Genomic DNA, 25,235 nt, shown 5'->3' on the forward strand with positions numbered 1-25,235 from the left:
CAAAAGCCCACAGCAGGGGCGAAACGCAAAACAGCGACGAAAGGCAGGGATTTTAGCCTGTGCGGCTCAACCAGGCTTCAAAGTCCGGCAGGTCCATCGGTTTGGCCAGCAGATAACCCTGGATCAGGTCGCAGCCGCAGGCCGTGATGCAGGCCAGCTCGGCGGCGTTTTCCACGCCCTCGGCGGTGACCGTCAGGCCCAGGCCCTGGCCGACGCCGACGATGGATTTCAGCAGGGCCTGGCGGCGCGGGTCGCCGTCCACGTCCTGCACGAAGCTGCGGTCGATCTTGAGCTCGTCCACCGGCAGGTGCTGCAGATATGCCAGCGACGACTGGCCGGTGCCGAAGTCGTCGATGGCCAGGCTCACGCCCCAGGCCTTCAACGCGTTCAGCACGGCGATGGGGTCGGTGCCGCTGGACATCAGGCCCGTTTCCGTGACCTCCAGTTGCAACTGGCCGGGATCGACGCGGTATTCGGCCAGCAGCGCGGCCAGGCGGGCCGGCAGGGTCTGGTCCTGGATGTCCAGCGTCGAGATGTTGACGGCGATGCTCATGGGCTCGCGGCCCTCGGCCTCCCACGCGGCCAGCGTGCGCACGGCGCGCGCCAGCATCCAGTCGGTGATCTGGCGGATGCGGCCGCTGCGCTCGGCAAAGGGCACGAAGTCACCGGGCGGCAGCCAGCCGCGCTGCGGATGCTGCCAGCGCACCAGGGCCTCGGCGCCGGTGATGCGGCCGGTCTTCAGGCAGCGCTTGGGCTGCAGGAACTGGCGCAGCTGGTCCTGCTGGATGGCGGTGGCCAGGTCGGACAGCAGGCTCAGGTGCAGGGCGCGCGAGGCCTCGGCACTGGGGTTGAAGACGGCGACGTCTTGACGCAGCCGCTTGGCCTCGAACATGGCCTGCTCGGCGCGGCGTAGCAGGGCCTCGGTGTCGGCGGCATGCTCGGGCCAGTGCGCCACACCGAGCGACACGGAAAGGTCCAGGGACTGGCCCTGCCAGCTGAGCTTGTGCTCGACCTCCTCGCGCAGCTGAGCCGCCAGCGCCGCGCCGTGGTCCAGCCGGGCCACGGGGGCCAGCGCCGCGAAGGTGCCGCCAGCCAGGCGACCATAGGCAGCCACGCCTTCGAAAAGCCCTTCCAGCTTGGCTGCCGCGCCGCGCAGCAGGGCGTCACCGGCGTCGAAGCCCAGCACGCTGTTGACCGCCTTGAGCCGGTCCACGTCGATGCAGATCAGCACCGCCTGCTGCTCGCGCTCGGGCAGGTTGGCCAGGAGCCGGTCGCCGTCGGCGATGAAGCGGGCGCGCTGCGGCAGGCCGGTCAGCAGGTCGACGTCGGCCAGGCGGCGCAACTCGGCCTCGCGCTCGCCGACGGCTGCGGCCATGGTGTTCATCGCCGCAGCCATGTGGCCGAGCTCGTCGGCCGAGTCCACCTCGATGCGGTGGCCGTACTGGCCCTGGGCGATCAGCTCGGCGCCGTCCTCGGCGCGCTTGAGCGGGATGACGATGGAGCGCGTGACGCCCACCGCCAGCAGCGCCCCGGCGACGAGGGCGCCGATGCACAGGGCCAGCACGCCGGTGCGGTCGACGTCGATCTGGTCACGCAGCTCGCGGGCCTGGGCGGTGCCGGCGCGCTCCTCGCTGGCCGCGAGCTGGTGGATGGCGCTGACGAACAGGGACAGGGCCGATTCCGTGTCGCTGCCCAGCAGGGCGCGGGCGGCCTGGAAGTCGTCGCGCTCGATGAGGTTGCGCACGTCGACATAGCTGGCGCGGTAGTCGGCCAGGCGCAGGCGCACTTCGGCCAGGCGATCGGTGCGGGGCCCCAGCGGCAGCACCATGGCCAGGCGCTGCATGGCGTCGTCGAGCCGATTGTTGGCTGACGCGATCTCGGGGTAGGCCGACACGCGCAACTCGGCGTCGGGGCTCATCAGCACCAGCAGCTTGCGGGCGACGGCCTCGGCGTTGCGGTTGATCTCGTTGACCGAGTCGCGGATGACGGCCTGGTCGTCGACGATGCGGTTCAGCGCATCCGACAGCCCCGTGAGGCGATAAACCGACAGGGCGGCCAGCCCCATCAGCAGCAACAGCAGCAGGCCGAAGGCCAGGCCCAGGCGGGTGCGGATGCGCAGCCGCCGCGACAGCCGGCTCAGGGGCCTGTCAAGGCTGCTCATGGGCCGACGGCATCTCAGGCGTCATGCCGCGCTCCAGCGCGTCAGCAGCAGCCGCGCGGTGGCCACGTTGGTGGCGCAGGGCACGTCGTGCACGTCGCAGGCGCGTACCAGGGCGTTGATGTCGGGCTCGTGCGGCTGGGGCGTCATCGGGTCGCGCAGGAAGATGACGCCGTCCAGGTCGCCCACCGCCAGCCGTGCGCCAATCTGCAGGTCGCCCCCCATCGGGCCGCTGAGCATGCGCTCGATGGTCAGGCCATGGGCGGCGTTCAGCCGGGTGCCCGTGGTGCCGGTGGCCATCAGCTGGCAGCGGCGCAGCAGCGGCAGGAAGTCGGCGACCAGGGAGATCATGGCGTCCTTCTTGCCGTCGTGGGCGATCAAGGCGAGCTTCATGGTCGGGAAGGCGGGGAGTTCTGCAAAGGATTGACGTTACACGCAAGACGTGACCATAAATGCGCAAGACTTGGCACATTGCTGCTTTGGCGGCGCTGTTACTCAGCGTACCGGGTCATCAGCCTGCTGCCATGGGCTGGCAGCGGGTCCGGTCAGCATCGTCCCTCCTTCTCGCCACCCCGCAAAAAGCGCCATGAACTTCCGCCAGCTCCACCAGGGCCCTGTGCTCCTGAAGATCGCCAACGTCTGGGACGCCGGCAGTGCCGTCCTGGTCCAGGCCTTGGGCGTGCCGGCCCTGGCCACGACCAGCGCCGGCCTGGCCTGGGCTCTGGGCTACCCGGACGGCAACCACCTACCTGTCGACGAGCACGCCGCGGCGCTGCGCCGTATCGCCCGCGTCGCCCGCGTGCCGCTGTCGGCTGACAGTGAGGCCGGCTACAGCGACGACCCGGCGGTGGTGGCCGACAACGTCCTGAAGTTCGCCGAGGCCGGCGCCGTTGGCATCAATCTCGAAGACGGCGCCGGTGCGCCCGCCCTGCTGTGCCGCAAGATCGAGGCCATCAAGGCCGCCGCGGCGCGGGCCGGTGTCGATATCTTCATCAATGCGCGTTGCGATGTCTGGCTGAAGAACCTGGCGCCCGGCCGGGCGGTCGAGGAGGTGCTGCTGCGGGCGCGCGACTATGCGGCGGCCGGCGCCGATGGCCTGTTCGCCCCTGGCGTGACGGCCGTGGCAGACATCGAGGCCCTGGTGGGCGGCCAGCCCCTGCCGTTGAACGTGATGGCGCGGCCGGTGCTGCCGGGCCTTGACGAACTCCAGCGCCTGGGTGTGCGCCGCATCTCGGCCGGCAGCGCCCTCGCCGAGGCGGCCTGGGGCCGGGCGCAGCGTGCGGCGACGAGCTTCCTTGAGCATGGTGCTGGCGCGGAGCTGTTCGACGGCGCGGCGCCCTATCCGCAGATCAACGGCGCCCTGGCTTCGGCTCAAGGCTGAATCGACACCCGCAGCTGCAGTTCGCGCTCGGGCCGGCCGGCCGCGTCGCCGCTGCTCAGCGTGCCCTTGGGGGCGGGCGAGGCCACGCTGCCACTGCGCGCGACGGTCTGCCAGCGGTCCAGCGGTAGCTGCAATGTCGACTGGAAGGCATGGTCGTGCTGGTCAATGTCGAAATCGACCTGCACCGGCGCCTTGCCACCGGGCCAGTTGGGCGTGACGGTGAAGCTCTGCGTCATGTGGCGCTCCGCGCTGCGCGGGCTGGCGTAGACACGCTGCGGCGTGCGGGTCGTCGGGTCGATTTCGACCACCGCGTCCACCCATTGCAGCGGCTCGCGCGTCGTCAGCGTCAGCGTGGCGCGCCGGCCGTTCAGCACAGTCAGGCGCTGGATCTGCTGGGGCGCCGGCGCTGCGGTTGAAGTGACGACGCCGGCGCCGCGCGGCGAGATCGAGCCCGCCGTGCCGACGACGACCGCCCCGTCACGCACGGCGGCCTGGGCGGCCGGCGGCAGGTTGGAGTCCACCCAGCGCAGCTCGACGATGAGCGGCACCGCCGGCGGCGCGGCGGCGGCCCATGGCGAGGCCAGGGTCAGCAGGAGCAGGGGGCGGCGCTTCATGCGCCCCAGCTTATTCCTGTGCCGGCTTGACCCTTGCCGCCAAAAGCCGCGGTCCGAACAGGTTGATCGCCAGACCGGCCAGCACCAGGGCGGCGGCGATCAGCTTCCAGGCCGGCAGCGGCTCGCCCAGCAGCACCGCGGCCGAACCCATGCCGAACACCGGCACCAGCAGGGCCATGGGCACGATGCGCCCCGCCGGGTGGCGGGCCAGCAGCCAGCTCCAGACGCCGTAGCCGAACAAGGTGTTGCCGATCGACTGCCACAGCACGGCCGCCCAGGTGCCCAGGTCGGATGCCGCCAGGCCGGCAGCCATCTGCTGCGGCCCGTCGATCAGCAGCGCCAGCAGCAGCAGCGGCGGCACCGCGAAGGCGCTGCTCCAGACCACGTAGGCCAGCATGTCGATGCGGCCGGCGCGCTGCGTCAGCAGGTTGGCGCAGGCCCAGGAGAAGGCGGCGGCCAGGATCATGACCAGGCCCAAAGGCGTTGTCGTGCCGTCGGTGTGGGAGGCGATGACGGCCACGCCGCAGGCCGCCAGCACCAGGCCCAGCCACTGCGCGCCCAGCACCTTCTCCTTGCGGATGCGCACGGCCAGCAGCAGCGTGAAGAAGACCTGGGTCTGCACCACCAGCGAGGCCAGGCCGGGCGAGATCTGGCTGCGCATGGCCAGGTAGAGCAGCCCGAACTGGCCCACGCCGATCAGCACGCCGTAGGCACCCAGGTTGCGCCAGTCCACCGCGGGCCGGCGCAGGAAGAAGCAGGCCGGCACCAGCGCGAAGCTGAAGCGCAGCACGGCCAGCGTCATCGGCGGCAGGGTGTGCAGCGCGTACTTGATGACGACGAAATTGCTGCCCCAGATCGCGACGACGGCCAGGGCGAGCAGGAAGTGGCGCAGCGGCAGGGTCTGTGCGGAGGGGGATGACATGGGGGGAGTCTAGAAGGAGGCACTTCTACAATTTTTCGCATGGAGTTCCTCGTTCCCGCCACCGCGCTGGCCGGCCTCGAAGCGGCCGCGCCGGGCGGCGAGGCGGCAGCGCTGACCGAACTGGCCTGGCAACTGCGCCAGCGCGACAGCCGCCGCGCACTGGCCCTGTGCGATCAGGCGCTGGCCGGGCCCGGCCTCTCACCCTCGTTGCGGGCGCGGCTGGCGCTGGCACGCTGCGAAATCGCCGCGCTGCTGGGCCGGCTCGACGAGGCCGAGAGTCTGCTGGCCGAGGCGCGGCGAGACCCGGCGCTGGACGGCGACGCCTTGCTGGCCGAGGCCGTCGTCGCCAAGGCGCGCGGCCAGCGCGAACGGGAGCTGGATGCCTATGCCCGTGCCGCCGCCTGCCATGCTCGCGGGCCCGACCCGCGGCGCCAAGCCATTGCCCGGGCCTGGCTGGCCTACGAGCAGGCCTTCGCGGCGCCCGCCGATGCGGATGCGGCCGCGGCCGAGCCCGCTGCGGCCGCCTTTGCCGATGCGGCGCTGGCACTGCCCCTGTCCCGCCGCGACCCGGCGCGCGCGGCGGCGCTCTTCCTGCGCGCGGCCGATGCGGCCCGCCACTGGGGCTTGCTGCGGCATGCGCTGGTCTGCACCATCAATGCCGGCACGGCGTTGCAGGGCCTGGGTGAGTTCGACCGCGCCGCCGCCTGCTATGACCAGGCGACGCTGGAGTCGCGCGCGGCGGGCTGGCCGGCGTTGATCGGTGCCTGCGAGACGCGGCTGGGTGCGCTGCTCAAGGAGATCGGCCGTCACGATGAGGCCCTGGTGCTGCTGGGCGACGCGCTGGCGTCGCTGGCGGGCGTGCCGCCCGGCATCAACAAGGCCAATGCCTGTGCCGAGCTGGCCCAGACCCTGCTGGCCCTGGGCCGCGGCGTGGAGGCGGTCGGCCCGATGACCGAGGCGATCGCGATGTACCGCGCGGCGCACTCGACCGACAACCTGACCGTCAACCTGCTGGGGCTGGCGCGGGCGCTGTCGGCGGCGGGCCAGGTGCACGCGGCGCTGGCGGCGCTGCTGGAAGCGGAGCAGCTGATCGCGCGCCATGGCTTCAACGCGCTGGTCGTTGGCGTGCAGGAGGCGCTGACCGAGATCCACCGACGCCACCCGCGCCTGGCGCCGCCGCCCGGCCTGGTGCTGCCGAACGCGACCCTGCACCACGGCGAGGCGACCTTGGCCGAGGGGCTGAAGATCGTCGGCTGGAAGGCGCCGGCCTCGCTGCATGTGGCCCTGGCCGAGGACTGGGCCGCTGCCGGCGACATGGGCCGGGCCTATGGGCATGCCCGCCAGGCCCTGGCACTGAAGGACGGCGAGGCCGATCGCATGCGGCTCAGCCAGACGCCGGCCGCGCTGCGCCGCGGGCCGCTGCCCCAGGGCGCGGACGCGACGGGGACCGAGCGCCTGCTCAGTCCCAAGGAGCGCGAGGTGCTGGTGCTGGTGGCGCGCGGCTATGCAAACAAGGAGATCGCCACGGCGCTGGCGGTCAGCGACGAGACGGTCAAGACCCACCTGAAGAAGATCTACGCCAAGCTGGAAGCCGGCTCGCGCAAGCACGCGGTGACGCGAGCGCGGGCGCTGGGCGTCATCGGCGTGGCGGGCTGACCGGGTTTTTCCTCCCCTCGCTCGGGGGTCCCCCACCGCGGGGGATGGGCGGCACCGGGAGGCGGCCGCACAGTGGCTTCACCCCGGATCAGGCGAACACCGAGCGGGGCCGGCGACATGAACGCCGGCCCGGCAGGCGCAGCGCTGTCCGCCTCGCAACGAACCGCCTCACGCGACGTGTCCGCCATGAATCGACCTCCCCTTTCCGCGCTGCGGCGCTTGGCCCTGCTGGGCGGCCTCGCCGCGCTGCTGCCCGCCGCCCACGCCACCCAGCTGGTGCACCAGAACCTCAAGCAGATGATCGCCGCCGCCGACGTCATCGTCAGCGGCGATGTCGCCAAGGTCGGCGACGGCATCGACCACGGCCTGCCCTTCACCGAGGTCACGCTGAAGGTCAAGGAAAGCGTCAAGCGCGACATGGCCCTCAACAGCAGCTACAAGTTTCGCCAGTACGGCCTGCTGAAGACCCGCAAGATGGGTGACGGCCGCTACATGCTGCCCGCCAAGATTGAGGGTATGGCGAGCTGGAAGGTGGGCGAGAAGGTCACCATCTTCATGAACAAGCCCGCGCTGCGCACCGGGCTGGTCACGCCGGTCGGTCTGGCCCAGGGCAAGTTCACCTCCAGCGGCTCCAAGCTGGCCAATGGCTTCAACAACCGCGACCTTTTCAAAGGCATGACGGTTGACCCCAGCGTCCTGAACGCCAACGAGGCCGCCATGCTGGCCAACCAGTCTGGCGGCGCGGTAGAGGGCGGGGTGCTGAACCACTTCGTCAAGCGTGCCATCTCGGAACAATGGATTGAAAAGGGAGTGATGCGCTGATGAAGAGGCTCAAGACTTCGCTGGCCGCCGCGCTGCTGGCCACCCTCTCGGTCGCACTGACGTCGGCAAACGCTGCCGGTCCCCTGCTGCTGACCGACCACCCGAAAAACCCGCAACCCCAGCGCTGGGACACCAGCAAGACTGTCCAGGTCTACACCGACATCGGCCCGCTCACTTACAAGAACGACGGCTCGGTGTTCCTGAACAACGCCCAGGCCGACAAGATCACCGCCTTCGCGGTCAGCCAGTGGAGCAATGTGGCGACCTCGACCTGGAAAGCCACGATCGACCCTAAGAAGTTCAAGAAGTTCAACCAGGTGCCCAGCATCGGCGTGGACGTCAAGGACGGCGAGACCGCCATGAAGCTCTACGGCCAGTACAACGAGGGCGGCCTGTACGTCATCTACGACCAGACCGGCGCGGTGATCGAAGAAGTCTTCGGCGCGCCCAAGGATCAGGTGCTGGGCATCGCCTTCGCCGAGATCGCGGAGGACCGCGACGGCGACGGCTACCCGGAAACCATCGTCAAGGCGACGGCCGTGATGAACGGCTATGTCGTGGCCCACGAGGCGCTCGACCCCGAGAACCCCTGGATGCCGCCGCCGGACATCGACGGCAAGCGCATCGCCGGCGTGTTCACGCACGAGTTCGGCCACGCGATCAATCTGTCGCACTCGCAGGTCAATGGCCAGATGGCCTATTTCAGCGACCTGGACTTTTACCCTCTGCACCCCGGTGTGCCCGGCTGCGTGAAGCCGCTCGCGTCCTGGAACTACTACGACCCGAGCGCCAGCAAGATCGATCCGAAGTACATCGAGACGATGTTCCCCTTCATCAATCCGGACACGGTGAACGCGCAAGGCAAGAACCCCGGGCTGGAAATGAGCACGGTCGATCGTCCCGATGACATCGCGGCGATCTCGGATCTCTACCCGACCGCGGCCTATTCGAAGACGCGCGGCTCCATCGCCGGCACGCTCTATCTGAAGGATGGCCGCACGCCTTATGGCGGCATCAACATCATTGCCCGCAATGTCAGTGCCCCGCTGGGCGATGCGATCTCGGCGCAGTCCGGCGACAAGACGCAGGGCAAGATCGGACCGGACGGGCGCTTCCGCATCAACAATCTGAAGCCGGGCGCCAGGTACAAGCTCTACACCGAGGAGATCGTGGCCGGCGGCTATCCGACCGAGCCGACCGCCCTGGTATCGGAAGCGGAGTACTGGAACACCAACGAGCAGTCGATCGCAGCCAGTGACCTGGCTTGCACGGCCAGCGCCATCACCGCGGAAGCCGGCGTCACCAAGACCGCCAATTTCTACTTCAATGGCTACAAGGATGGCGTGCAGTACACCCCGGTGACCTACGGCTACCTGGGCAGCCTGTCCAAGGACGGCGAGCGCGCCGCCGGCACGATCGACAGCATTCCCTTCGTCTGGGACTCGAAGAAGGGCATCGAATGGTCACCCGAGGGCGTGCTGGGCGTGAATTCCAGCATCACCCGCGATGGCCGCAAGATGATCGTGCAGGCCGACCTGAACAAGAACGTGATCGGCTACTACGACGACGGCACGCCGGTGACAACCAACTCGGCCACGATCTGGGACACCCGGACCGGCCGCCTGACCGACCTGGGCAACCTGAACGGCGACACCTGCGGCGGCGGCAGCCAGATCGGCTATTCGGCCAGCTATGGCTGGGCGCTGGATGCGACCGGCAGCACGGCCGTGGGCACCGCCTACCTCGACAAGAACGGCGACGGCTTCTGCGAGGGCGGCTTTTTCGGCGACACCTTCGTCGGTGGCGAGATCGTGCCCTTCATCTGGACCGAAAAGGGCGGTATCAAGCCCTTGAGCATGGCGGGCATCGACACGGCCAATGAACCCTGGCACCGCGCCCATGCGGTGTCCGGCAATGGCCGTGTCGTACTGGGCAACAGCAACTTCATGAAGGCCTACGCCTGGATCGACCAGGGCAAGCCGATCGATCTTTACAAGGTTGCCGGTGCCGTCGATGCCTACGCGATGACGCCGGATGGCAGCCGCGTGGCGCTGCAGACCGAGAAAGACGGCCTGGTGTTCTGGGATGCGACCAAGGGCACCGGCAAGAACGCCTTCACGAAGACCAAGGTGTTGAAGTGGTGCGAGGACTTCCCGCTGCTGGGCATGGACGTCAGCTGCGAGACCGAGGGCGCGGCCTATATCCAGGAGAACTTCGGCCCGATCCCGATCACATCCAGCGACATCAGCGACGACGGCAAGGTGCTGATCGCCCAGGCCGGCGTCTGGTTCAGCGGCATCCACGGCATGCTGTGGATCGAGGACATCGGCTGGATCAAGCTCAGCGACTTCTTCCGCACCCAGGGTGTGGCCGAGGCCTATCGCTACGGCATGGACGGCACGGCCTCGATCAATGGCAAGGGCAACGAGATGGTCGGCGGCATTCCGGGCGTCCCGATGACCTGGTATGTGGACATGAAGAAGGCCTTCGTCTGCAAGCACGGCAATTCGACGGAGGTCGGCTTCCCGGGCGAGTTCGTGGATGAGGTGAAGCGCGGTGCCCGCATGGGCCGCTGCGAGCACCTGCGACCATCGGACCGCTAGTCGTTGCTGATGCAGTTGCGGCCCTGGGCCTTGGCCTGGTAGAGCAGGCGGTCGGCACGCTCCAGGGTCTGCGCCAGCGTCTCGCCGCGGCGGTGGCCGGTCAGCCCGATGGAGACGGTGACGGCCAGCCGGCTGCCGCCGAAGGCGATGTCTAGCGCGGCAGTGTGGTGGCGCAGCCTCTCCATGCCGCCCACCGCAGGCGGCATGGCCGTGTCGGGCAGCAGCACGAGGAACTCCTCGCCGCCCCAGCGGGCCAGCACGTCCGTCGCGCGCAGGGCGGCCTGGCCGGCCTGGGCGAAGGCGCAGAGCACGGCGTCGCCGGCGGCATGGCCGTGCACGTCGTTGATGCGCTTGAAGTGGTCGAGGTCCACGAGGGCGATGCAGAAGTCGTGGTGGTGGCGCAGCGAGCGCAGCAGCTCCTGGTCCATCAGCGCCTGCATCTGGCGGCGGTTGGGCAGGCCGGTGAGCTCGTCGCGGGTGGCAATGGCCTGCAGCTGGGCCAGCGCGCGGCCCAGCTCTTCGCGCTGCTCGCGCAGGCGGCGGCGGATGCGGCTCAGGCGCGCAGTCAGCGTCGCCACGGCGGGCAGCATGCAGGCCAGCATCAGGAAGTGGCCCACCTCCACCGCGGGCGGATAGCGCTCGGGCTGGCGCAGGGCCATCACGGCCATGACCGCGCCGAACAGGCCCAGCGCGAACAGGCTCAGCGCATAGGCATTGCGCGCGCGCAACTGGAACATGCCGAACATCAGGATCAAGGTCAGCACGGGAAAGACGGCGCCGCGCAAAGGCCCGGCCTGCGCATAGCCGATGGCCGCGGCCGTGATGGCGAAGGCGATCTGCAGGCTGGTCAGCGAGGGGTCGCGAAAGCGCAGCGACCAGCCGCTGCGGATGGCGGCAAAGACAGCCGCCATGCCGCCCAGCGAGACGGCGGTCCAGCCCCACAGCAGCAGCCCCTGTTCGCCGCCGCCGATGCGCACGGCGTAGTGCAACACGATGATGCTGACGACCATCAGCGCGGACGCGAGCGAGGTCTGGCGCAGCCGGATGCGCTGGGCGGGGTCCAGGCCCAGCCACAGGTCGCCAAGCCGTTGGAGGTGCGACATCACCATGGCGCCAAGCCTAACGCCGGCCGCGGTGCCGGGCCTTGCCTGCGGGCGCGCCGGCCGCGATCTTGTTCACGCCCGGCGGTCAGGACACATAGCCGTTCAGCAGCGCCTGCGCCCAGTCGGGCCGCCCGTTGCGCTGCGCCAGGGCCGCCATGGCGCGGTGGTCGCCAGCCAGTGCTCGCAATCGCTGCGCGGCGTGCCGTGGCAGACGAAGACCTCGGGCGACGATGCCGCGGCGGGCGATGTCGGCGACGACGGCTTCCTGGGCCGGCACGTTGCCATGGATGTCGGAGACGAGAGCGATGCGCATGGCTTCATCCCCGCAGATGTCCCAGCGGCAAGACGCCACTGGCCTTGACCTCGCCGAGGGAGAAGCTGGTGTGGATGTCCTTCACGTTGGGCAGGTTCAGCAACGTGTCGATGGAGAAACGCGAGAAGGCGTCCAGGTCGGTGGCCATGACCTGCAGCTCGAAGGTGCCTGCGCCGGAGATGTAGTGGCAGGCGATGACCTCGGGCAGCTGGCGGATGGCGTCCTCCAGCGGCTTGGTGGCGGCCCCCGCGCTGCGCTCGGCGTCCACGCGCACGAAGGCCAGCACGCCCAGGCCGAGCTTGCGGCGGTCGATCTCGGCGCGGTAGCCGGTGATGTAGCCCTGTTCCTCCAGCCACTTGACGCGCCGCCAGGTGGGCGCGGCCGACAGACCGATGCGCTGGGCCAGCTCGGCATTGGACAAACGGGCATCGGCCTGCAGCGCGGCCAGGATGGCGATGTGGTGGCGGTCAAGGGCGTCGGAGGTGGTGTCTTCAGAACTCATGGTTTGCCCTGATCAGCGAAGTGGCGATGAGATTGAAACGAATTTTGCATCTTTGGGAAAGAAGATTGCTGGGCGAGTCGATTTCGAGCGCAATTGAGAAAGCACTGCGCGCCCCCATTTCCCTACACTGACCGGTCCGGCCATACTGGCCCATGGCCCGCGCGCCTGCCTCACAAGGGCCGGCCCTCTCGGGCCGCCACTCAGGAGCCCCACCCGATGAACGCCCCGCTGCCCGAACACGTCTTGCGCGCCCTACAGACGGTCTCCCTCGACGACAAGTACGCGCTCGATTCCGGCCGTGCCTTCATGAGCGGCGTGCAGGCCCTGGTGCGCCTGCCCATGCTGCAGCGCACGCGCGATGCACTGGCCGGACTGAACACGGCCGGCTTCATCAGCGGCTATCGCGGCTCGCCGCTGGGCACCTATGACCAGGCGCTGATGGCCGCCAAGAAGCACCTGGCCAAGCAGAACATCGTCTTCCAGCCCGGCGTCAACGAGGAACTCGGCGCGACCGCCGTCTGGGGCACGCAGCAGCTCGATCTCTTCCCCGAGAAGGCCAAGTTCGATGGCGTCTTCGGCCTCTGGTACGGCAAGGGCCCGGGCGTGGACCGCTGCATCGACGTGTTCAAGCACGCCAACATGGCCGGCACCAGCAAGCACGGCGGCGTCATCGCCATCGCCGGCGACGACCACATCGCCAAGAGCTCCACCGCTGCCCACCAGAGCGACCACGTCTTCAAGGCGGTCGGCTTCCCGACCTTCTTCCCCAGCAGCGTGCAGGACATCCTCGACATGGGCTTGCACGCCTTTGCGATGAGCCGCTTCTCGGGCGTGTGGGCGGGCATGAAGACCATCCAGGAGATCGTCGAGAGCTCTAGCTCGGTCAGCGTCGACCCCGACCGCGTCAACATCATCCTGCCCGAGGATTTCCAGATGCCGGCCGGTGGCTTGCACATCCGCTGGCCGGACCCGCCGCTCGAGCAGGAGTCGCGGATGATGAATTACAAGTGGTACGCCGCGCTGGCCTACATCCGCGCCAACAAGCTCAACTACAACGTCATCGAAGGCCAGAACGACCGCTTCGGCATCATCACCAGCGGCAAGGCCTTCAACGACACGCGCCAGGCGCTGCACGACCTGGGCCTGGACGACGACACCTGCCGGCGCATCGGCATCCGCCTGCACAAGGTCAACGTCGTGTGGCCGCTGGAGGCGCAGATCACGCGTGACTTCGCCAAGGGGCTGCAGGAGATCCTGGTCGTCGAGGAGAAGCGCCAGATCATCGAATACCAGGTCAAGGAAGAGCTCTACAACTGGCGCGCCGACGTGCGCCCCAACGTGCTCGGCAAGTTCGACGCCGGCGACGGCGGCGAGGGTGGCGAGTGGAGCGTGCCCAACCCGAGCGAGCACTGGCTGCTGCGTCCGCAGGCCGACCTGACGCCGGCCATCATTGCCCGCGCCATCGCCAAGCGGCTGAAGAAGCTCGGCGTGGACAGCGACGTCGTGGCCCGCCTGGATGCCCGCCTGGCCATCATCGACGCCAAGGAAAACGCGCTGAAGGCCGAGGAGAAGACCGCCGGCGGCGCTGACCGCACGCCCTGGTTCTGCTCGGGCTGCCCACACAACACCAGCACCCGCGTGCCCGAGGGCTCGCGCGCCGTCGGCGGCATCGGCTGCCACTACATGGTGACGTGGATGCCCGGCCGCAACACGGCCACCTTCACGCAGATGGGCGGCGAGGGCGTGCCCTGGGTCGGCCAGGCGCCGTTCACCGACGAGAAGCACATCTTCTCCAACCTGGGTGACGGCACCTACTTCCACAGCGGCAGCCTGGCCATCCGCCAGAGCATCGCCGCGGGTGTCAACATCACCTACAAGATCCTCTACAACGACGCCGTCGCGATGACCGGCGGCCAGCAGGTCGGCGAGCGGCCCGAGGGCCACACCGTCATCCAGATCATGAACAGCGTGATCTCGGAGGGCGTGAAGAAGCTGGTCATCGTCACCGACGAGCCCTTCAAGTACGAAGGCGTGGCGCTGGCGCCGGGCGTCACCGTGCACCACCGCGACGAGCTGGACGAGATCCAGCGCCAGTTCCGCGAGATCGAAGGCACCACGGTCATCATCTACGACCAGACCTGTGCCACCGAAAAGCGCCGCCGCCGCAAGCGCGGCAAGCTGGTGGACCCGGCCAAGCGCGTCGTCATCAACGAGCTGGTCTGCGAAGGCTGCGGCGACTGCTCGGTACAGTCCAACTGCCTGTCCATCGAGCCGCTGGAGACCGACTTCGGCCGCAAGCGCCAGATCAACCAGAACACCTGCAACAAGGACTACTCCTGCGTGAAGGGCTTCTGCCCGAGCTTCGTCACGGTGGAAGGCGGCGAGCTGAAGAAGCCCAAAAAGGAGGCGCGCAAGAGCCCCTTCGACGCCGCGCTGCCGCAACTGGCGATGCCCGTCGTGCCCAACCCCGACAAGGCCTGGGGCATCGTCGTCGGCGGCGTCGGTGGCACCGGCGTCATCACCATCGGCCAGCTGCTGGGCATGGCCGCCCACCTGGAAGGCAAGGGCGTCATCACGCAGGACGCCGCGGGCCTGGCGCAAAAGGGCGGTGCGACCTGGAGCCACATCCAGATCGCCAACTCACCGGAAGCGATCTTCTGCACCAAGGTCGGCACGGCGGAGGCCGACCTCGTCATCGCCTGCGATGCCATCGTGGCCGCCAACAAGGCGACGCTGGCCGTCATGCGCGAGGGCCGCACCTATGTGGCGCTGAACACGCACGGCTCGCCGACGGCGACGCTGGTCAACGACGCCAACTGGAGCTTCCCCGGCGCCGCCTGCGAGGCGGCCGTGGGCAACGCCGTGGGCCGCGACCACCTGGGTTCCTTCGACGCTGAGGAAGTGGCCGTCAAGCTGGTGGGCGATTCTCTCTACACCAACCCGCTGATGCTGGGCTATGCCTGGCAGCAGGGCCGCATCCCGCTGAGCTACGACGCGCTGATGCGTGCCATCGAGCTCAACGGCGTGCAGATCGACAACAACAAGATCGCGTTCGAGTGGGGCCGCCGCTGCGCGAGCGACCTGAAGAGCGTGCAGGCGCTGTATGCGGCGCAGCAGGTCATCCAACTGGTCAAGCGCCAGGGTGTGGACGAGATCATCACCAAGCGCGTCGACTTCCTGACCGGCTACCAGAACGCCGCCTACGCGGCCGAGTACAAGGCCTTCGTCGACAAGGTGCGGGCGGCCGAAGCGAAGCTGGGCGGCACCACCAAGCTGACCGAAGCCGTGGCGCGCTACCTGTTCAAGCTGATGGCCTACAAGGACGAGTACGAGGTGGCGCGCCTGCACACCGACATGGGCTTTGCCGAGAAGGTGGCCGGCATGTTCGAGGGCAACTACAAGCTGGTGCACCACCTCGCGCCGCCGCTGCTGGCCAGGAAGAACAACAAGGGCGAGCTGGTGAAGCAGCAGTTCGGCCCCTGGATCCGCCCGGCCTTCGGCCTGCTGGCGAAGATGAAGGGTCTGCGCGGCACGGCCTTCGACATCTTCGGCTACACCGCCGAGCGCAAGATGGAGCGCCGCTGGATCGCCGACTACCGCGCCGGTGTCGACAAGGCGCTGGCCGGGTTGACGGCCGAGACGCTGCCCACCGCAGTTGAGCTGGCCCGTGTGCCGGAAGACATCCGCGGCTACGGCCATGTGAAGGAGCGCCACGAGAAGGTTGCCCGCGCCAAGTGGGAGGCGCTGCTGACCAAGGTCTGACCGCGCGCCGCGCCTTGACGTTCAGGGCCTGATCGTCGAGTGCTGCAGCACGATCAACCAGCGGCCGTCGATGCGCTGGTAGGCGAAGCTGTAGCGTGCCGGCTTCTCCTTCGTCACGCTGCCGACCTGCTCGCTGAACTCGTAATCGCCGGAGCGCACGGCGGTGTCGCCGAACAGCTGCAGATTGCCGATGATTCAGCGCATGCGTGCCGTCGGCCGCTGCGCCATCTGGTCGAAGAACACCGGCAGCTCCGATCCGCTCAAGGGCACGGCCGAGTACTCGTCGTCGGTGATCAGCGCGCCGGGGGCGTACAGCTGCTGCAGCCGCCGCGGGTCGCGGTTGTTGTAGGCGTCCTTCCAGTCTTCCAGCGCCTGCATCAGGTCGGGGAGGCAATGGGCGTCGGGATGGGCGCAGGGCAGCGGTGGCGACACCTGCACGCTTCGCGTCGTCGAGCAGCCGCTTCCAACCACCATGAGCAGCACACAGGCCGCCGCAGCGAGCGGCCGGCGCATCTTCAGAATCATTGCCATGTCGAGCTTCCCTGTCTTGTGACGCGGATTGTGAATCTGCCCCTCGCGGGGCATTCCCTGAACAGGCCGCGACGGGGTTTGCCTAGACTGCGGGCCTTTTCTGCAGGGAGAAACAACGATGAAGACCATGCTGCGCGGCCTGCTGGCCGCCATCGGCCTGTGCGCCGGCCTGGCCCACGCGGCCGACACGCCGCCGGAGAACCCGGCCTGGACCGAGGCCAAGGCCGTTGCCAAGGCCGGTCCGGCGGACATCGCCATCGCCGGCCAGGCCACGCTGCACCTGCCGGCCGACCGCGTCTTCATTCCCCAGCCGCAGGCTGGCAAGCTGCTGACGGCCATGGGCAATCCCGGCCAGCACACCGAGCTGGCCGGCCTTGTCTTTCCCAAGGGCGAGGGCGAATGGTTCGCCACGCTGCGCTACATCGCCTCCGGCTACGTGAATGACGGCGACGCCAAGGAGTGGAAGGCCGACGAGCTGCTGTCCAGCTACAAGGAAGGCACCGAAGCCAGCAACGAGGAGCGCAAGAAGATGGGCGTGACGCCCCTCGAAATCATCGGCTGGGCCGAGCCACCCGCCTACGAAGCCACCCAGCACCGCCTCGTCTGGGCCATGAGCTCCAAGGAAAAGGGCGCGCCGGCCGATGCGGCCTTGGGCGTCAACTACAACACCTATGCCCTGGGCCGCGAGGGCTATCTGAGCCTGAACTTCATCACCGGCCTGAAGGACCTGCCGGCGCAGAAGCCTGATGCCAAGGCCCTGCTCGGCGCGCTGGAGTTCGACAAGGGCAAGCGCTACGAGGATTTCGACTCATCGACCGACCACGTCGCCGAGTACGGCTTGGCGGCGCTGGTCGTGGGCGTCGGCGCCAAGAAACTCGGCCTGCTGGCTGTGGCCTTCGCCTTCATCGCCAAGTTCGCCAAGATCATCTTCATCGCGGTCGTCGCCTTCGGCGCGGCCATCACCAAGTTCTTCAAGCGCAAGCCGACTGTATGAGCCCCTCGCCCAACCTCGCGTCGCTGAACGCGAGCGAGTCTGGTCGGTCTTGCAGACCGCGCAGCCGGCAGAGCGGCTGCTCTTCGGCAGGCACGCCAAGTCCACAGGACTTGCCGTGTCCGACCTCAGCCCCCGGGGGGACGGCGATGCTTGCGGCATTGAGCCGCAAGCACATCGCCCACGGGCCGGCTTGGGAGCGGCCCAGCGCTCGGCCCACGTCGAGAGCTGTCACATGATCAAGCTGCTGCTTCTGCTGTTCACGGGCGCCAAGTTCGGCAAGCTGCTCGTTACCGGCGGCAGCATGCTGGTGTCGCTGGTTGTCTACGCGTGGATCTATGGCTGGCGCTACGCAGCCGGCTTCATCGCACTGCTGTTCGTCCACGAGATGGGCCACTTCATCGCCGCGCGCTACAAGGGCCTGAACGTCGGCGCGCCGACCTTCATCCCCTTCGTCGGCGCCTGGGTCGAATTGAAGGACATGCCGCACGACGCGCAGACCGAGGCCTTCGTCGGCTTGGCCGGGCCACTGCTCGGCACCGTTGGCGCCACGGTCACCTACCTGATGGCGCGCAGCTGGGACGCTGACTGGCTGCTGGCGGTGTCCTACAGCGGCTTCTTCCTGAACCTGTTCAACCTGATCCCGATCTCGCCCTTCGATGGCGGCCGCATCACGGCCGTGCTGTCGCCGCGCATCTGGCTGCTGGGCGCGCCCATGCTGGTGGCGCTGTTCTTCTGGCGGCCCAGCCCCATGCTGATCCTGATGGCGCTGCTCGCCTGGCCGCAGCTCATCAAGGCCTGGCGGCATCGCAGCGACAGCGCCGAGGCGCAGACCTACTACGCCGTGCCGGCCGCCGTGAAGTGGGAGTACGCGACCTACTATCTCGTGCTGGCCGCCTATCTTGCCGTCATGTGTCACGACGTGCATGAAATGCTCGCCGTCATGCGGGGCTGACACGAGCAAGCAGGCCCCAGGGCGCACTACGATCCAGCAGCACCCCGTGCCTGGAGTTCCCATGACTCGCACCTGCCTGCTGCTGGCCTTGTGCCTGTCCGCCCTGCTGGCGTCGCCGGCCAGCGCGGAACGGCAGCTGCGCGCCTGTGCGCATCCGGCCGCCCAGCCGATGAGCTGGGAGCAGCAGGGCCGGCTGCACGGCGTCTGCGTCGAAGTCGCGCGTCGTGCCTTTGCGGCCGCCGGCTGGACGCTAGCCGTCGAATCGGTCGGGCCCTGGTCGCGCTGCCAGGCCCTGGTCGAGCGTGGCGAGGTGGACGTCATGGTCTGTGCCTTCGATACCCCGAAGCGGCGCGAGTACGCCGTGGTCGTGGAGCCGGCGCTGGCGCGCAACGAGGGTGCAATCTTCGTGCGGCGCGACAACCCGCTGCGCTTCGAGGGCTGGACCGATCTCGCCGGCCTTCGCATCGGCGTGGGGTTGGGCGTCAGCCTGGGAACGGAGGTGGACCAGCAACTCGCCCGCCACGCCCAGGTGGACAACGCGCTCAGCGAGGAGCTGAACCTGCGCAAGTTGCTGCTGGGTCGGCTGGATGCGGTTGCCACGGCGCGCGAGTCGGGCGAGCAACTGCTGCGCGCCGTGGGCTGCGAACAGGAGGTGCGCGTCCTGCCGCGCGGCCTCGGCGCCGCCGGGCTGTACCTGCAGATATCGCGGCAGTCGCCTGGCGTGACGGCCGCTGCGCAGGTGCGGGACTATCTGCTGCAGCCCGGCTATGCGGCCCAACTGCAGCTGCTGCACCGCCAGCAGGCCGAGCTCTACCGTCAGCAGAACCCGCCGCGCGAGGCGGGGCGCTGCCGGCGTTGAAGGCAGCGGCAAGCAAGGCTTCACCAGTGAAGTGCGGTGGCCACGCGCCGCCGGCCTAGACTGCCCCTGCACCATGCGCCTGGACGATATTGACCCCGACACCCGCTCCGGCTGCCGCTGACCACCGCCGCTGGCTGGGCCTGCTGCTGGCGGTGCTCGGTGCCATCGGCTTCTCGGGCAAGGCCATCATCGTCAAGCTGGCCTATCGCCATGGCGTGGATGCCATCACGCTGCTGATGTGGCGCATGCTGCTGGCGCTGCCGTTCTTCCTCGCGATGGCCTGGTGGGCCGGGCGCGGCGAGCCGGCGCTGACGCGTCGCGACTGGCGCGACATCGGCGTGCTGGGCTTCACCGGCTACTACCTGGCAAGCTACCTCGACTTCGCCGGCCTGGCCTACATCACGGCCAGCCTGGAGCGGCTGATTCTTTACCTGAACCCGACGCTGGTGCTGCTGCTCTCGGTGGTCTTCTTCCACCACAAGCTGCGGGCGCGGCAGGTGCTGGCGATGGCGGTCAGCTATGCCGGCGTGGTGGCCGTGTTCGCGCACGAGCTGAGCTTCGAAGGCAGGAACACGGCCCTTGGCGCCGCCTTGGTGTTTGGCAGTGCCATCAGCTATGCGGTTTATCTGGCGCTGAGCGGCAAGGTCGTGCAGCGCCTAGGCTCGCTGCGGCTGGCTGGCCTAGCCAGCACGGTGGCCTGCGCGCTGTGCATCACGCAGTTCGCGTTGCTCAAACCGCTGTCGGCGGCGGCCGTCCCCGAGCCGGTGCTGTGGCTGTCGCTGCTGAACGCCACGGCCTGCACGGTGGCGCCGGTGCTGATGGTGATGATGGCCATCGCGCGCATCGGCGCGCCGCTGTCGTCGCAGGTCGGCATGGTGGGCCCGATGAGTACGCTGATCATGGGCGTGGTCATACTCGGCGAGCCGATGAACGCCTGGATCGTCGTCGGCACGGTGCTCGTGCTGGGTGGTGTCTTTCTCGTCAGCGCAAGGAAAAGTTAGCGGCCATACAGATAACCAGGCAACCAAAGCGTCATCTCCGGCCACACGTACATGAACACCATGCACAGGATGACGATGAGCATGTAGGGCATCATGCCCGCGAAGATCTGGTTCAGCGTCACATGCGGCGGGCACACGCCCTTCAGGTAGAAGGCCGACATGGCCACCGGTGGGCTCAGGAAGGCGGCCTGCAGGTTCACGAACACCAGTACGCCCCACAGCATCGGGTCGATCTGGAAGTGCGCCAACAGCGGCAGGAAGATGGGCACGAAGATGACGATGATCTCGGTCCACTCCAGCGGCCAGCCCAGCACGAAGATGATGGCCTGTGACAGCAGCATGAACTGCAGCGGCGTCAGGTCCATGGACAACACCCAGCGCTCCACCAGCGCCTGCCCGCCCAGCAGCGCGAACACGGCCGAGAACAACGCCGAGCCTACAAACAGCCAGCACACCATGGCGGTGGTCTTGGCGGTCAGAAACACCGCCTCGCGGGTCTTCTTGAAGGTCAGCGCGCCAGCCTGCCAGGCCATCAGGAAGGCGCCCGCCGCACCCACTGCAGCCGATTCGGTGGCGGTGGTGATGCCGAACAGGATGACGCCCAGCACCACCAGCGTCAGGATGCCCAGCGGCATCACCGACGACACCAGCATGGTGAGGATCTCGTACTGCTCGGCGTCGAAGCGCCAGTAGTACCAGGCCAGCAGCAGGGCCGTCAGCACGCAGACGATGGCGAAGCCCGTGTAGAAGTTCTTCGGTACGGCCTCGGGTCGGGGTGCTTCGCTGACTGCGCCACCCATGCGCTGCAGCGGCTCGTCGGCGGTGGGCTTGGCTGCGCCCGGTTCGGCCAGGGCACCGGGCGGTTCCTGCAACCCGCCGCTGGCCCCTGGCGGTTCGGCCAGGCCGCCCGATGGGCTCGGCGGCTCCTGCAGCCCGCCGGCTGCGGCCGGCGCATCCAGCTTCTGCACCGCCGCGGGCGCATTGACCTCGGTCTTTTGCGTGTAGATGGTGACGTACCACCAGGTCGTGCCCAGGCAGACCAGGGCCAGCCACACGGGTATCAGGGCGCGAAGCAGGCAGGCCAGCAGCCGGCCCCAGCCCATGGGTGCGCCTGAAGGAGACAGCACCGCCTTCAGCAGTGCCCACAGCATGCGCGGCGAGTAGCGCTCTGCAAGCGCCGCGACGGCCGGCGAGATCGGCGCACGCTGCTGCTCCGGCGGCAACTGCGGCGCGACCTTCGGGTTGATCATGCACCAACCGATCACGTAGACCAGGTACAGGAAGGCCAGGAAGAAGCCCGGGAACATCGCCGCCGCGTAGAGCTTGACGACCGACTGCCCGGCCACGGCTGCGTAGACGATGATCATCACGGACGGCGGGATCAGGATGCCCAGCGTGCCGCCGGCCGTGATGACGCCCGCGGCCAGGCGCGTGTCGTAACCGGCCTTCAGCATGGGCCGCATTGCGATGACGCCCATCAGCACGACGACGGCGCCGACCAGGCCGCTGGCGATGCCCCAGAAGGTGCAGATGACCAGCGTCGTGACGGCCAGCGAACCGGGCAGGCGACGGAAGGCCAGTTGCACGCTGTGGAACATCTTGTCCACCAGCGCACCGCGTTCCATCACATAGCCCATCAGCACAAAGAGCGGTATCGACAGTAGCGTGTCGTTGTTCATCGCGCCGTAGGCGCGCTGCACCATCAGGTCGAAGATGCGGTTGTCCAGCCAGGGCTGGCCGGGGTCATAGAAGGCGACGAAGCCGAACAACATGCCCAGCCCCATCAGCGTGAACGCCGTCGGGAAACCCAGCAGGATGACGACCACGATGAGGCTCAGCATGGTCAGGCCGAGAGCGGCGTTACTCATGCGAGGTGTCTCCGGTAGCGCGCTGGCGCGCGATGTCGTCGATGTTCTTGGCGCGGTCGATGGCCTCGCGGGCCGCGTCGGCATCCACATGCGTGCTGGCCGCCAGCTGCTGCTCGACGACGTCGATCTCCTCGGCATCCTTGAGCCGCGGCGTCCACTCACCCGTGCGGATGCACACGATGCAGCGCAGGATCTCCGACAGGCCCTGCATCATGACCATCGCGCCGGCGATGGGGATGATGGCCTTGAAGGGGTAGACCGGCAGCGGCGTGGCGTTGAACGTCGTCTCGCGGATGGCCAGCGAGTCGCCGAAATAAGTCCAGCCGCTCCAGGTCAGCGCGCCGATGCCGGGCAGGAAGAAGACGACATAGAGCACCAGGTCCAGCCAGGCCTGCGTGCGCGGCTGCAAGCGGCCATAGATGAAATCGCCACGCACATGGCCGTCATGCGCCAGCGCGTAGGCGCCACCCATCATGAACAGCGTGCCGTAGAGCATGTTGCTGGCGTCGAAGATCCAGGCCGTCGGCATGTTCAGTGCGTAGCGCTTGAACACCTCGGCCACCACCAGCAGCATCAGCACAACGATCAGCCAAGCAAAGGCCTTGCCGACCCAGGTGCTGATGCTGTCGGCCGTGTGAAGAACTCTTTGTACCGTCATCGACCAGCCCCCATGTGTTGACCAAGCAGCACCCGCGGAACCGGCTTTGCCGGGCCGCTGGGTGCGCCCCCTTGAGGGGGAGCGCCGAAGGCGCTACGGGGGTGGGCTATTTCCGGGCGAAGTAGTGGTTCCAGGCCATCTTGAAGTCGACCAGGTAGTCGTTCTGCCACTGCCCGGCGCGCTGGGCGAAGGCGCGCTGGCTGTCCAGCACCTTCTTGAACAATGGGTTCTCGGCCGATTTCTTGGCGATCACCTTGTCCCAGCTGTCCAGCTGGTTGCGCAGGATGGCGTCGGGTGTCTTGTAGAAGGCCACGCCCGCCTTCTTCATCTCGGCGTAGTCTTTGGAATTGCGGTCGATGGCCTTCCAGCTCATGTCAGCGCTGGACGCCTGCACTGCGTAGTCGATGATCTTCTTCAGCTCGCCCGGCAGCGCGTTGTACTTGGCCTTGTTGAACAGGATCTCGAACTGCTCGGTGCTCTGGTGAAAGCTCTGCAGCATGCAGTTCTTGGCCACGTCGGGGAAGCCAAGGATGCGGTCGCTGGTGGCGTTGTTGAACTCGGCCGCATCGATGAGGCCGCGATCCAGCGCCGCGACGATCTCGCCGCCCGGCAGCGGGTTCACGGCCGCGCCCTGTTCGGTGTAGAGGTCTACTGCCAGGCCCACGGTGCGGAACTTGACGCCCTTCATCTGGTCCAGGTTGGCCACCGGCTTCTTGAACCAGCCATAGGGTTGTGTCGGCATCGGCCCGTACAGGAAGGACACCACCTCCATGCTGATGGACTTGTAGATCTCTTCGAGCAGGTCCTCGCCGCCGCCGTAGTTGTGCCAGGACAGCAGCATGTTCGGGTCCATGCCGAAGCCCGGGCCGGAGCCCCACAGCGCCAGCGCCGAGTTCTTGCCGTAGTGGTAGGCCACCACGCCGTGGCCACCGTCCAGCGTGCCCTTGTTGACGGCCTCCAGCAGCTGGAAGGCCGGCACGACGGAGCCCGCGGGCAGCACCTCGATCTTCAGGCGGCCGCCGGCCATGTCGTTGACCTTCTTGGCGAAGTCCTGGGCGTACTCGTGGAAGATGTCCTTGGCCGGCCAGGTCGACTGGAAGCGCAGGCTGGTCGTCTGCGCCGTCGAGATCATGGGCGCCGCGAGGGCGGCGCCCCCGGCCGTCGTGGCTGCTGCCGTCTTGATAAAGCGGCGGCGTGCGCTGGGTTTCTGGGTCATGGGCTGTCTCCGTTTTGGTGATGCGCCTCGTACAGAACCTGCGACCAGGCGCTGGCCGCTGGGGCCGACTGTCTGGCTGGGTGCCGTCCAGGCGCAACTGGGTCAAACCCACGGGATGCCCAAGGCGCCCCGGTGCCGTTCAAAATCGCTGAACATTGGCGACAACCCGAATGAACCGCTCCCCGGTCTGCCGGGAACACACTGCGAGCCCATATGAGCCCTGCCACCCGCTACACCCCCATCGCCATCGCGCTGCACTGGCTGCTGGCGCTGGCCATCGTCGGCGCCTTCAGCGTGGGCCTGTACATGACCAGCCTGCCGTTCTCGCCGACGCGGCTCAAGCTCTACAACTGGCACAAATGGGCCGGCGTCACCATCCTGACGCTGTCCGCCTTGCGCCTGCTGTGGCGCCTCACCCATCGCCCGCCAGCCGACATCCCCATGCCGGCCTGGCAGCTGCGCGCCGCCCATGTGACGCACAACCTGCTCTATGTGCTGTTCTTCGCCGTGCCGCTGTCCGGCTGGGCCTACAGCTCGGCGGCGGGCTTTCCCATCGTCTGGTTCGGCGTGCTGCCGCTGCCCGACTTCGTGCCCAAGGACAAGGAACTCGCCGAGACGCTGAAGCTGGTGCACCACTTCGCTGCCTACGGCCTGGGCCTGCTCGTCGCCGGGCATGTCGGCGCCGCCGTCAAGCACCACTTCATCGACCGCGACAGTCTGCTGGGCCGCATGGGCCTGGGTCGCAACTGAACCGCACCTGAAAGGACTTCATGAAACGCCTGCTCATCCCCCTGCTGATCGCCAGCAGCGCCCTGTCCGCCCAGGCAGCCACGCTGCAGCCCGAGAAAAGCGACCTCAGCTTCACCTTCAAGCAGATGGGCGTGCCGGTGGACGGCAAGTTCAAGAAGTTCGAGGCCCAGCTCGATTTCGACGCCAAGAAGCCCGAGGCCGGCAAGATCGCCTTCACGGTCGACCTGGGTAGCGTGTCCCTGGGTGACGCCAGTTTCGACGCCGAACTTGCCAAGGCGCCCTGGTTCGACACCAAGCGCAACGGCAAGGCGACATTTGTGTCCAGCGGCATCAAGGCCACCGGCCCCGGCAAGTACGACGTGGCCGGCAAGCTGACCATCAAGGGCGCCGGCCGCGACGTCGTCGTGCCCATCACCCTGGCCTCCGGCGTGGCCAGTGGCAGCGTGGCCATCAAGCGCCTCGATTTCAAGATCGGTGACGGCGAATGGGCCGACACCTCCATGGTCGCCAACGACGTGACCGTGAAGTTCAAACTGGCCTTTGCTGGCATCTAGGCTGGCCTGTAATCTC

The 25,235-nt window shown here is 68.0% G+C and carries 23 protein-coding genes; 11 read left to right on the forward strand and 12 right to left on the reverse strand.

Annotation, left to right across the window (positions count from 1 at the left end; all coding sequences use genetic code 11):
- Nucleotides 1-52 precede the first annotated feature (52 nt).
- Entirely contained in the window at nt 53-2,161 is a 2,109-nt protein-coding gene (locus ASC95_RS11815; protein WP_057297888.1) for a bifunctional diguanylate cyclase/phosphodiesterase, read from the reverse strand.
- 21 nt (nt 2,162-2,182) lie between these two features.
- The gene (locus tag ASC95_RS11820; RefSeq protein ID WP_056191744.1) at nt 2,183-2,551 is read right to left on the reverse strand and encodes a methylglyoxal synthase; all 369 of its coding nucleotides are present in this window, start codon (nt 2,549-2,551) and stop codon (nt 2,183-2,185) included.
- Between the two features lie 193 nt (nt 2,552-2,744).
- Between ASC95_RS11820 and ASC95_RS11825 the strand changes: the two genes are divergently transcribed.
- The gene (locus ASC95_RS11825) at nt 2,745-3,539 is read left to right on the forward strand and encodes an isocitrate lyase/phosphoenolpyruvate mutase family protein (RefSeq protein ID WP_057297889.1); all 795 of its coding nucleotides are present in this window, start codon (nt 2,745-2,747) and stop codon (nt 3,537-3,539) included.
- On the opposite strand, the gene ASC95_RS11830 is transcribed toward ASC95_RS11825, so the two are convergent.
- Together ASC95_RS11830 and ASC95_RS11835 are read right to left on the reverse strand one after the other, a co-directional pair.
- Nucleotides 3,530-4,153, reverse strand: a complete 624-nt coding sequence (locus tag ASC95_RS11830; protein ID WP_057297890.1) for a hypothetical protein — start codon at nt 4,151-4,153, stop codon at nt 3,530-3,532. The two genes, ASC95_RS11825 and ASC95_RS11830, sit on opposite strands and share 10 nt — an antisense overlap.
- 10 nt (nt 4,154-4,163) lie before the next feature.
- Nucleotides 4,164-5,051 carry an EamA family transporter gene (locus ASC95_RS11835; protein WP_200960140.1) on the reverse strand — a complete coding sequence of 296 codons (888 nt, stop codon included), beginning with the start codon at nt 5,049-5,051 and terminating at the stop codon, nt 4,164-4,166.
- 63 nt (nt 5,052-5,114) lie between these two features.
- Between ASC95_RS11835 and ASC95_RS30605 the strand changes: the two genes are divergently transcribed.
- The 3 genes from ASC95_RS30605 (at nt 5,115) to ASC95_RS11850 (ending at nt 10,156) form a co-directional block, all read left to right on the forward strand.
- Nucleotides 5,115-6,731 carry a LuxR C-terminal-related transcriptional regulator gene (locus ASC95_RS30605; protein WP_057297892.1) on the forward strand — a complete coding sequence of 539 codons (1,617 nt, stop codon included), beginning with the start codon at nt 5,115-5,117 and terminating at the stop codon, nt 6,729-6,731.
- Nucleotides 6,732-6,917: 186 nt separating this feature from the next.
- Nucleotides 6,918-7,553, forward strand: coding sequence for a hypothetical protein (locus ASC95_RS11845; protein ID WP_157256197.1), 636 nt, complete (start codon nt 6,918-6,920; stop codon nt 7,551-7,553).
- Nucleotides 7,553-10,156 (forward strand): hypothetical protein, encoded by a 2,604-nt coding sequence (locus ASC95_RS11850; protein ID WP_057297894.1) that lies wholly within the window; start codon nt 7,553-7,555, stop codon nt 10,154-10,156. Before ASC95_RS11845 ends, ASC95_RS11850 begins: the two co-directional genes overlap by 1 nt.
- On the opposite strand, the gene ASC95_RS11855 is transcribed toward ASC95_RS11850, so the two are convergent.
- From ASC95_RS11855 to ASC95_RS11865, 3 genes are all read right to left on the reverse strand, one after another.
- On the reverse strand, nt 10,153-11,259 hold the full coding sequence (locus ASC95_RS11855; RefSeq protein WP_162250761.1) for a diguanylate cyclase: 1,107 nt from the start codon (nt 11,257-11,259) through the stop codon (nt 10,153-10,155). The genes ASC95_RS11850 and ASC95_RS11855 overlap by 4 nt on opposite strands.
- Nucleotides 11,260-11,344: 85 nt before the next feature.
- A complete protein-coding gene (locus ASC95_RS32495) occupies nt 11,345-11,572 on the reverse strand; it encodes a hypothetical protein (protein WP_057297896.1) in 228 nt (75 codons plus the stop codon).
- 4 nt (nt 11,573-11,576) lie between these two features.
- A complete protein-coding gene (locus tag ASC95_RS11865) occupies nt 11,577-12,074 on the reverse strand; it encodes an Lrp/AsnC family transcriptional regulator (RefSeq protein ID WP_057297897.1) in 498 nt (165 codons plus the stop codon).
- Nucleotides 12,075-12,290: 216 nt separating this feature from the next.
- Here ASC95_RS11865 and ASC95_RS11870 point away from each other — a divergent pair, with 216 nt between their 5' ends.
- Entirely contained in the window at nt 12,291-15,836 is a 3,546-nt protein-coding gene (locus ASC95_RS11870) for an indolepyruvate ferredoxin oxidoreductase family protein (RefSeq protein ID WP_057297898.1), read from the forward strand.
- A 21-nt stretch (nt 15,837-15,857) separates the two neighbouring features.
- Here the strand turns inward: ASC95_RS11870 and ASC95_RS30615 are convergent, their stop codons facing one another.
- Both ASC95_RS30615 and ASC95_RS11875 read right to left on the reverse strand, forming a co-directional pair.
- Nucleotides 15,858-15,995: a hypothetical protein gene (locus ASC95_RS30615; RefSeq protein ID WP_157256200.1), complete on the reverse strand. Its 138-nt coding sequence runs from the start codon at nt 15,993-15,995 to the stop codon at nt 15,858-15,860.
- A gap of 36 nt (nt 15,996-16,031) precedes the next feature.
- A complete protein-coding gene (locus tag ASC95_RS11875; protein WP_157256203.1) occupies nt 16,032-16,367 on the reverse strand; it encodes a hypothetical protein in 336 nt (111 codons plus the stop codon).
- Between the two features lie 118 nt (nt 16,368-16,485).
- On the opposite strand from ASC95_RS11875, the gene ASC95_RS11880 reads away from it, so the two are divergent.
- The 4 genes from ASC95_RS11880 to ASC95_RS11895 all read left to right on the forward strand — a co-directional run bounded on the left by ASC95_RS11880 (nt 16,486) and on the right by ASC95_RS11895 (nt 20,173).
- Nucleotides 16,486-17,361 carry a DUF2167 domain-containing protein gene (locus ASC95_RS11880; protein ID WP_057297900.1) on the forward strand — a complete coding sequence of 292 codons (876 nt, stop codon included), beginning with the start codon at nt 16,486-16,488 and terminating at the stop codon, nt 17,359-17,361.
- A 232-nt stretch (nt 17,362-17,593) separates the two neighbouring features.
- Nucleotides 17,594-18,313 carry a site-2 protease family protein gene (locus tag ASC95_RS11885; RefSeq protein WP_057297901.1) on the forward strand — a complete coding sequence of 240 codons (720 nt, stop codon included), beginning with the start codon at nt 17,594-17,596 and terminating at the stop codon, nt 18,311-18,313.
- Between the two features lie 61 nt (nt 18,314-18,374).
- Nucleotides 18,375-19,172: an ABC transporter substrate-binding protein gene (locus ASC95_RS11890; RefSeq protein WP_057297902.1), complete on the forward strand. Its 798-nt coding sequence runs from the start codon at nt 18,375-18,377 to the stop codon at nt 19,170-19,172.
- A gap of 89 nt (nt 19,173-19,261) precedes the next feature.
- The gene (locus ASC95_RS11895; protein WP_057297903.1) at nt 19,262-20,173 is read left to right on the forward strand and encodes a DMT family transporter; all 912 of its coding nucleotides are present in this window, start codon (nt 19,262-19,264) and stop codon (nt 20,171-20,173) included.
- Here ASC95_RS11895 and ASC95_RS11900 read toward each other — a convergent pair.
- The 3 genes from ASC95_RS11900 to ASC95_RS11910 all read right to left on the reverse strand — a co-directional run bounded on the left by ASC95_RS11900 (nt 20,170) and on the right by ASC95_RS11910 (nt 23,915).
- Entirely contained in the window at nt 20,170-22,041 is a 1,872-nt protein-coding gene (locus ASC95_RS11900; protein WP_057297904.1) for a TRAP transporter large permease subunit, read from the reverse strand. The two genes, ASC95_RS11895 and ASC95_RS11900, sit on opposite strands and share 4 nt — an antisense overlap.
- Nucleotides 22,034-22,699, reverse strand: coding sequence for a TRAP transporter small permease subunit (locus ASC95_RS11905; protein WP_057297905.1), 666 nt, complete (start codon nt 22,697-22,699; stop codon nt 22,034-22,036). The genes ASC95_RS11900 and ASC95_RS11905 overlap by 8 nt, the downstream gene beginning before the upstream one ends.
- Before the next feature lie 106 nt (nt 22,700-22,805).
- Nucleotides 22,806-23,915 carry a TRAP transporter substrate-binding protein gene (locus ASC95_RS11910; protein ID WP_057297906.1) on the reverse strand — a complete coding sequence of 370 codons (1,110 nt, stop codon included), beginning with the start codon at nt 23,913-23,915 and terminating at the stop codon, nt 22,806-22,808.
- A gap of 213 nt (nt 23,916-24,128) precedes the next feature.
- On the opposite strand from ASC95_RS11910, the gene ASC95_RS11915 reads away from it, so the two are divergent.
- Entirely contained in the window at nt 24,129-24,665 is a 537-nt protein-coding gene (locus ASC95_RS11915) for a cytochrome b (RefSeq protein ID WP_057297907.1), read from the forward strand.
- Nucleotides 24,666-24,685: 20 nt separating this feature from the next.
- A complete protein-coding gene (locus tag ASC95_RS11920) occupies nt 24,686-25,219 on the forward strand; it encodes a YceI family protein (protein ID WP_057297908.1) in 534 nt (177 codons plus the stop codon).
- Nucleotides 25,220-25,235: the final 16 nt, after the last annotated feature.

The organism is Pelomonas sp. Root1217, assembly GCF_001425705.1.
Classification (GTDB): domain Bacteria; phylum Pseudomonadota; class Gammaproteobacteria; order Burkholderiales; family Burkholderiaceae_C; genus Pelomonas.

Excerpts from the sequence above, each read along its gene's own strand:
- ASC95_RS11820 (WP_056191744.1), bottom strand. The coding sequence starts at position 2,551 with ATGAAGCTCGCCTTGATCGCCCACGACGGCAAGAAGGACGCCATGATC.
- ASC95_RS11880 (WP_057297900.1), top strand. The coding sequence starts at position 16,486 with ATGAAGACCATGCTGCGCGGCCTGCTGGCCGCCATCGGCCTGTGCGCC.
- ASC95_RS11850 (WP_057297894.1), top strand. The coding sequence starts at position 7,553 with ATGAAGAGGCTCAAGACTTCGCTGGCCGCCGCGCTGCTGGCCACCCTC.
- ASC95_RS11910 (WP_057297906.1), bottom strand. The coding sequence starts at position 23,915 with ATGACCCAGAAACCCAGCGCACGCCGCCGCTTTATCAAGACGGCAGCA.
- ASC95_RS30605 (WP_057297892.1), top strand. The coding sequence starts at position 5,115 with ATGGAGTTCCTCGTTCCCGCCACCGCGCTGGCCGGCCTCGAAGCGGCC.
- ASC95_RS11915 (WP_057297907.1), top strand. The coding sequence starts at position 24,129 with ATGAGCCCTGCCACCCGCTACACCCCCATCGCCATCGCGCTGCACTGG.
- ASC95_RS11890 (WP_057297902.1), top strand. The coding sequence starts at position 18,375 with ATGACTCGCACCTGCCTGCTGCTGGCCTTGTGCCTGTCCGCCCTGCTG.
- ASC95_RS11865 (WP_057297897.1), bottom strand. The coding sequence starts at position 12,074 with ATGAGTTCTGAAGACACCACCTCCGACGCCCTTGACCGCCACCACATC.
- ASC95_RS11830 (WP_057297890.1), bottom strand. The coding sequence starts at position 4,153 with ATGAAGCGCCGCCCCCTGCTCCTGCTGACCCTGGCCTCGCCATGGGCC.
- ASC95_RS11905 (WP_057297905.1), bottom strand. The coding sequence starts at position 22,699 with ATGACGGTACAAAGAGTTCTTCACACGGCCGACAGCATCAGCACCTGG.
- ASC95_RS11825 (WP_057297889.1), top strand. The coding sequence starts at position 2,745 with ATGAACTTCCGCCAGCTCCACCAGGGCCCTGTGCTCCTGAAGATCGCC.
- ASC95_RS11885 (WP_057297901.1), top strand. The coding sequence starts at position 17,594 with ATGATCAAGCTGCTGCTTCTGCTGTTCACGGGCGCCAAGTTCGGCAAG.
- ASC95_RS32495 (WP_057297896.1), bottom strand. The coding sequence starts at position 11,572 with ATGCGCATCGCTCTCGTCTCCGACATCCATGGCAACGTGCCGGCCCAG.
- ASC95_RS11855 (WP_162250761.1), bottom strand. The coding sequence starts at position 11,259 with ATGTCGCACCTCCAACGGCTTGGCGACCTGTGGCTGGGCCTGGACCCC.
- ASC95_RS11870 (WP_057297898.1), top strand. The coding sequence starts at position 12,291 with ATGAACGCCCCGCTGCCCGAACACGTCTTGCGCGCCCTACAGACGGTC.
- ASC95_RS11900 (WP_057297904.1), bottom strand. The coding sequence starts at position 22,041 with ATGAGTAACGCCGCTCTCGGCCTGACCATGCTGAGCCTCATCGTGGTC.
- ASC95_RS11875 (WP_157256203.1), bottom strand. The coding sequence starts at position 16,367 with ATGGCAATGATTCTGAAGATGCGCCGGCCGCTCGCTGCGGCGGCCTGT.
- ASC95_RS11815 (WP_057297888.1), bottom strand. The coding sequence starts at position 2,161 with ATGAGCAGCCTTGACAGGCCCCTGAGCCGGCTGTCGCGGCGGCTGCGC.
- ASC95_RS11845 (WP_157256197.1), top strand. The coding sequence starts at position 6,918 with ATGAATCGACCTCCCCTTTCCGCGCTGCGGCGCTTGGCCCTGCTGGGC.
- ASC95_RS11920 (WP_057297908.1), top strand. The coding sequence starts at position 24,686 with ATGAAACGCCTGCTCATCCCCCTGCTGATCGCCAGCAGCGCCCTGTCC.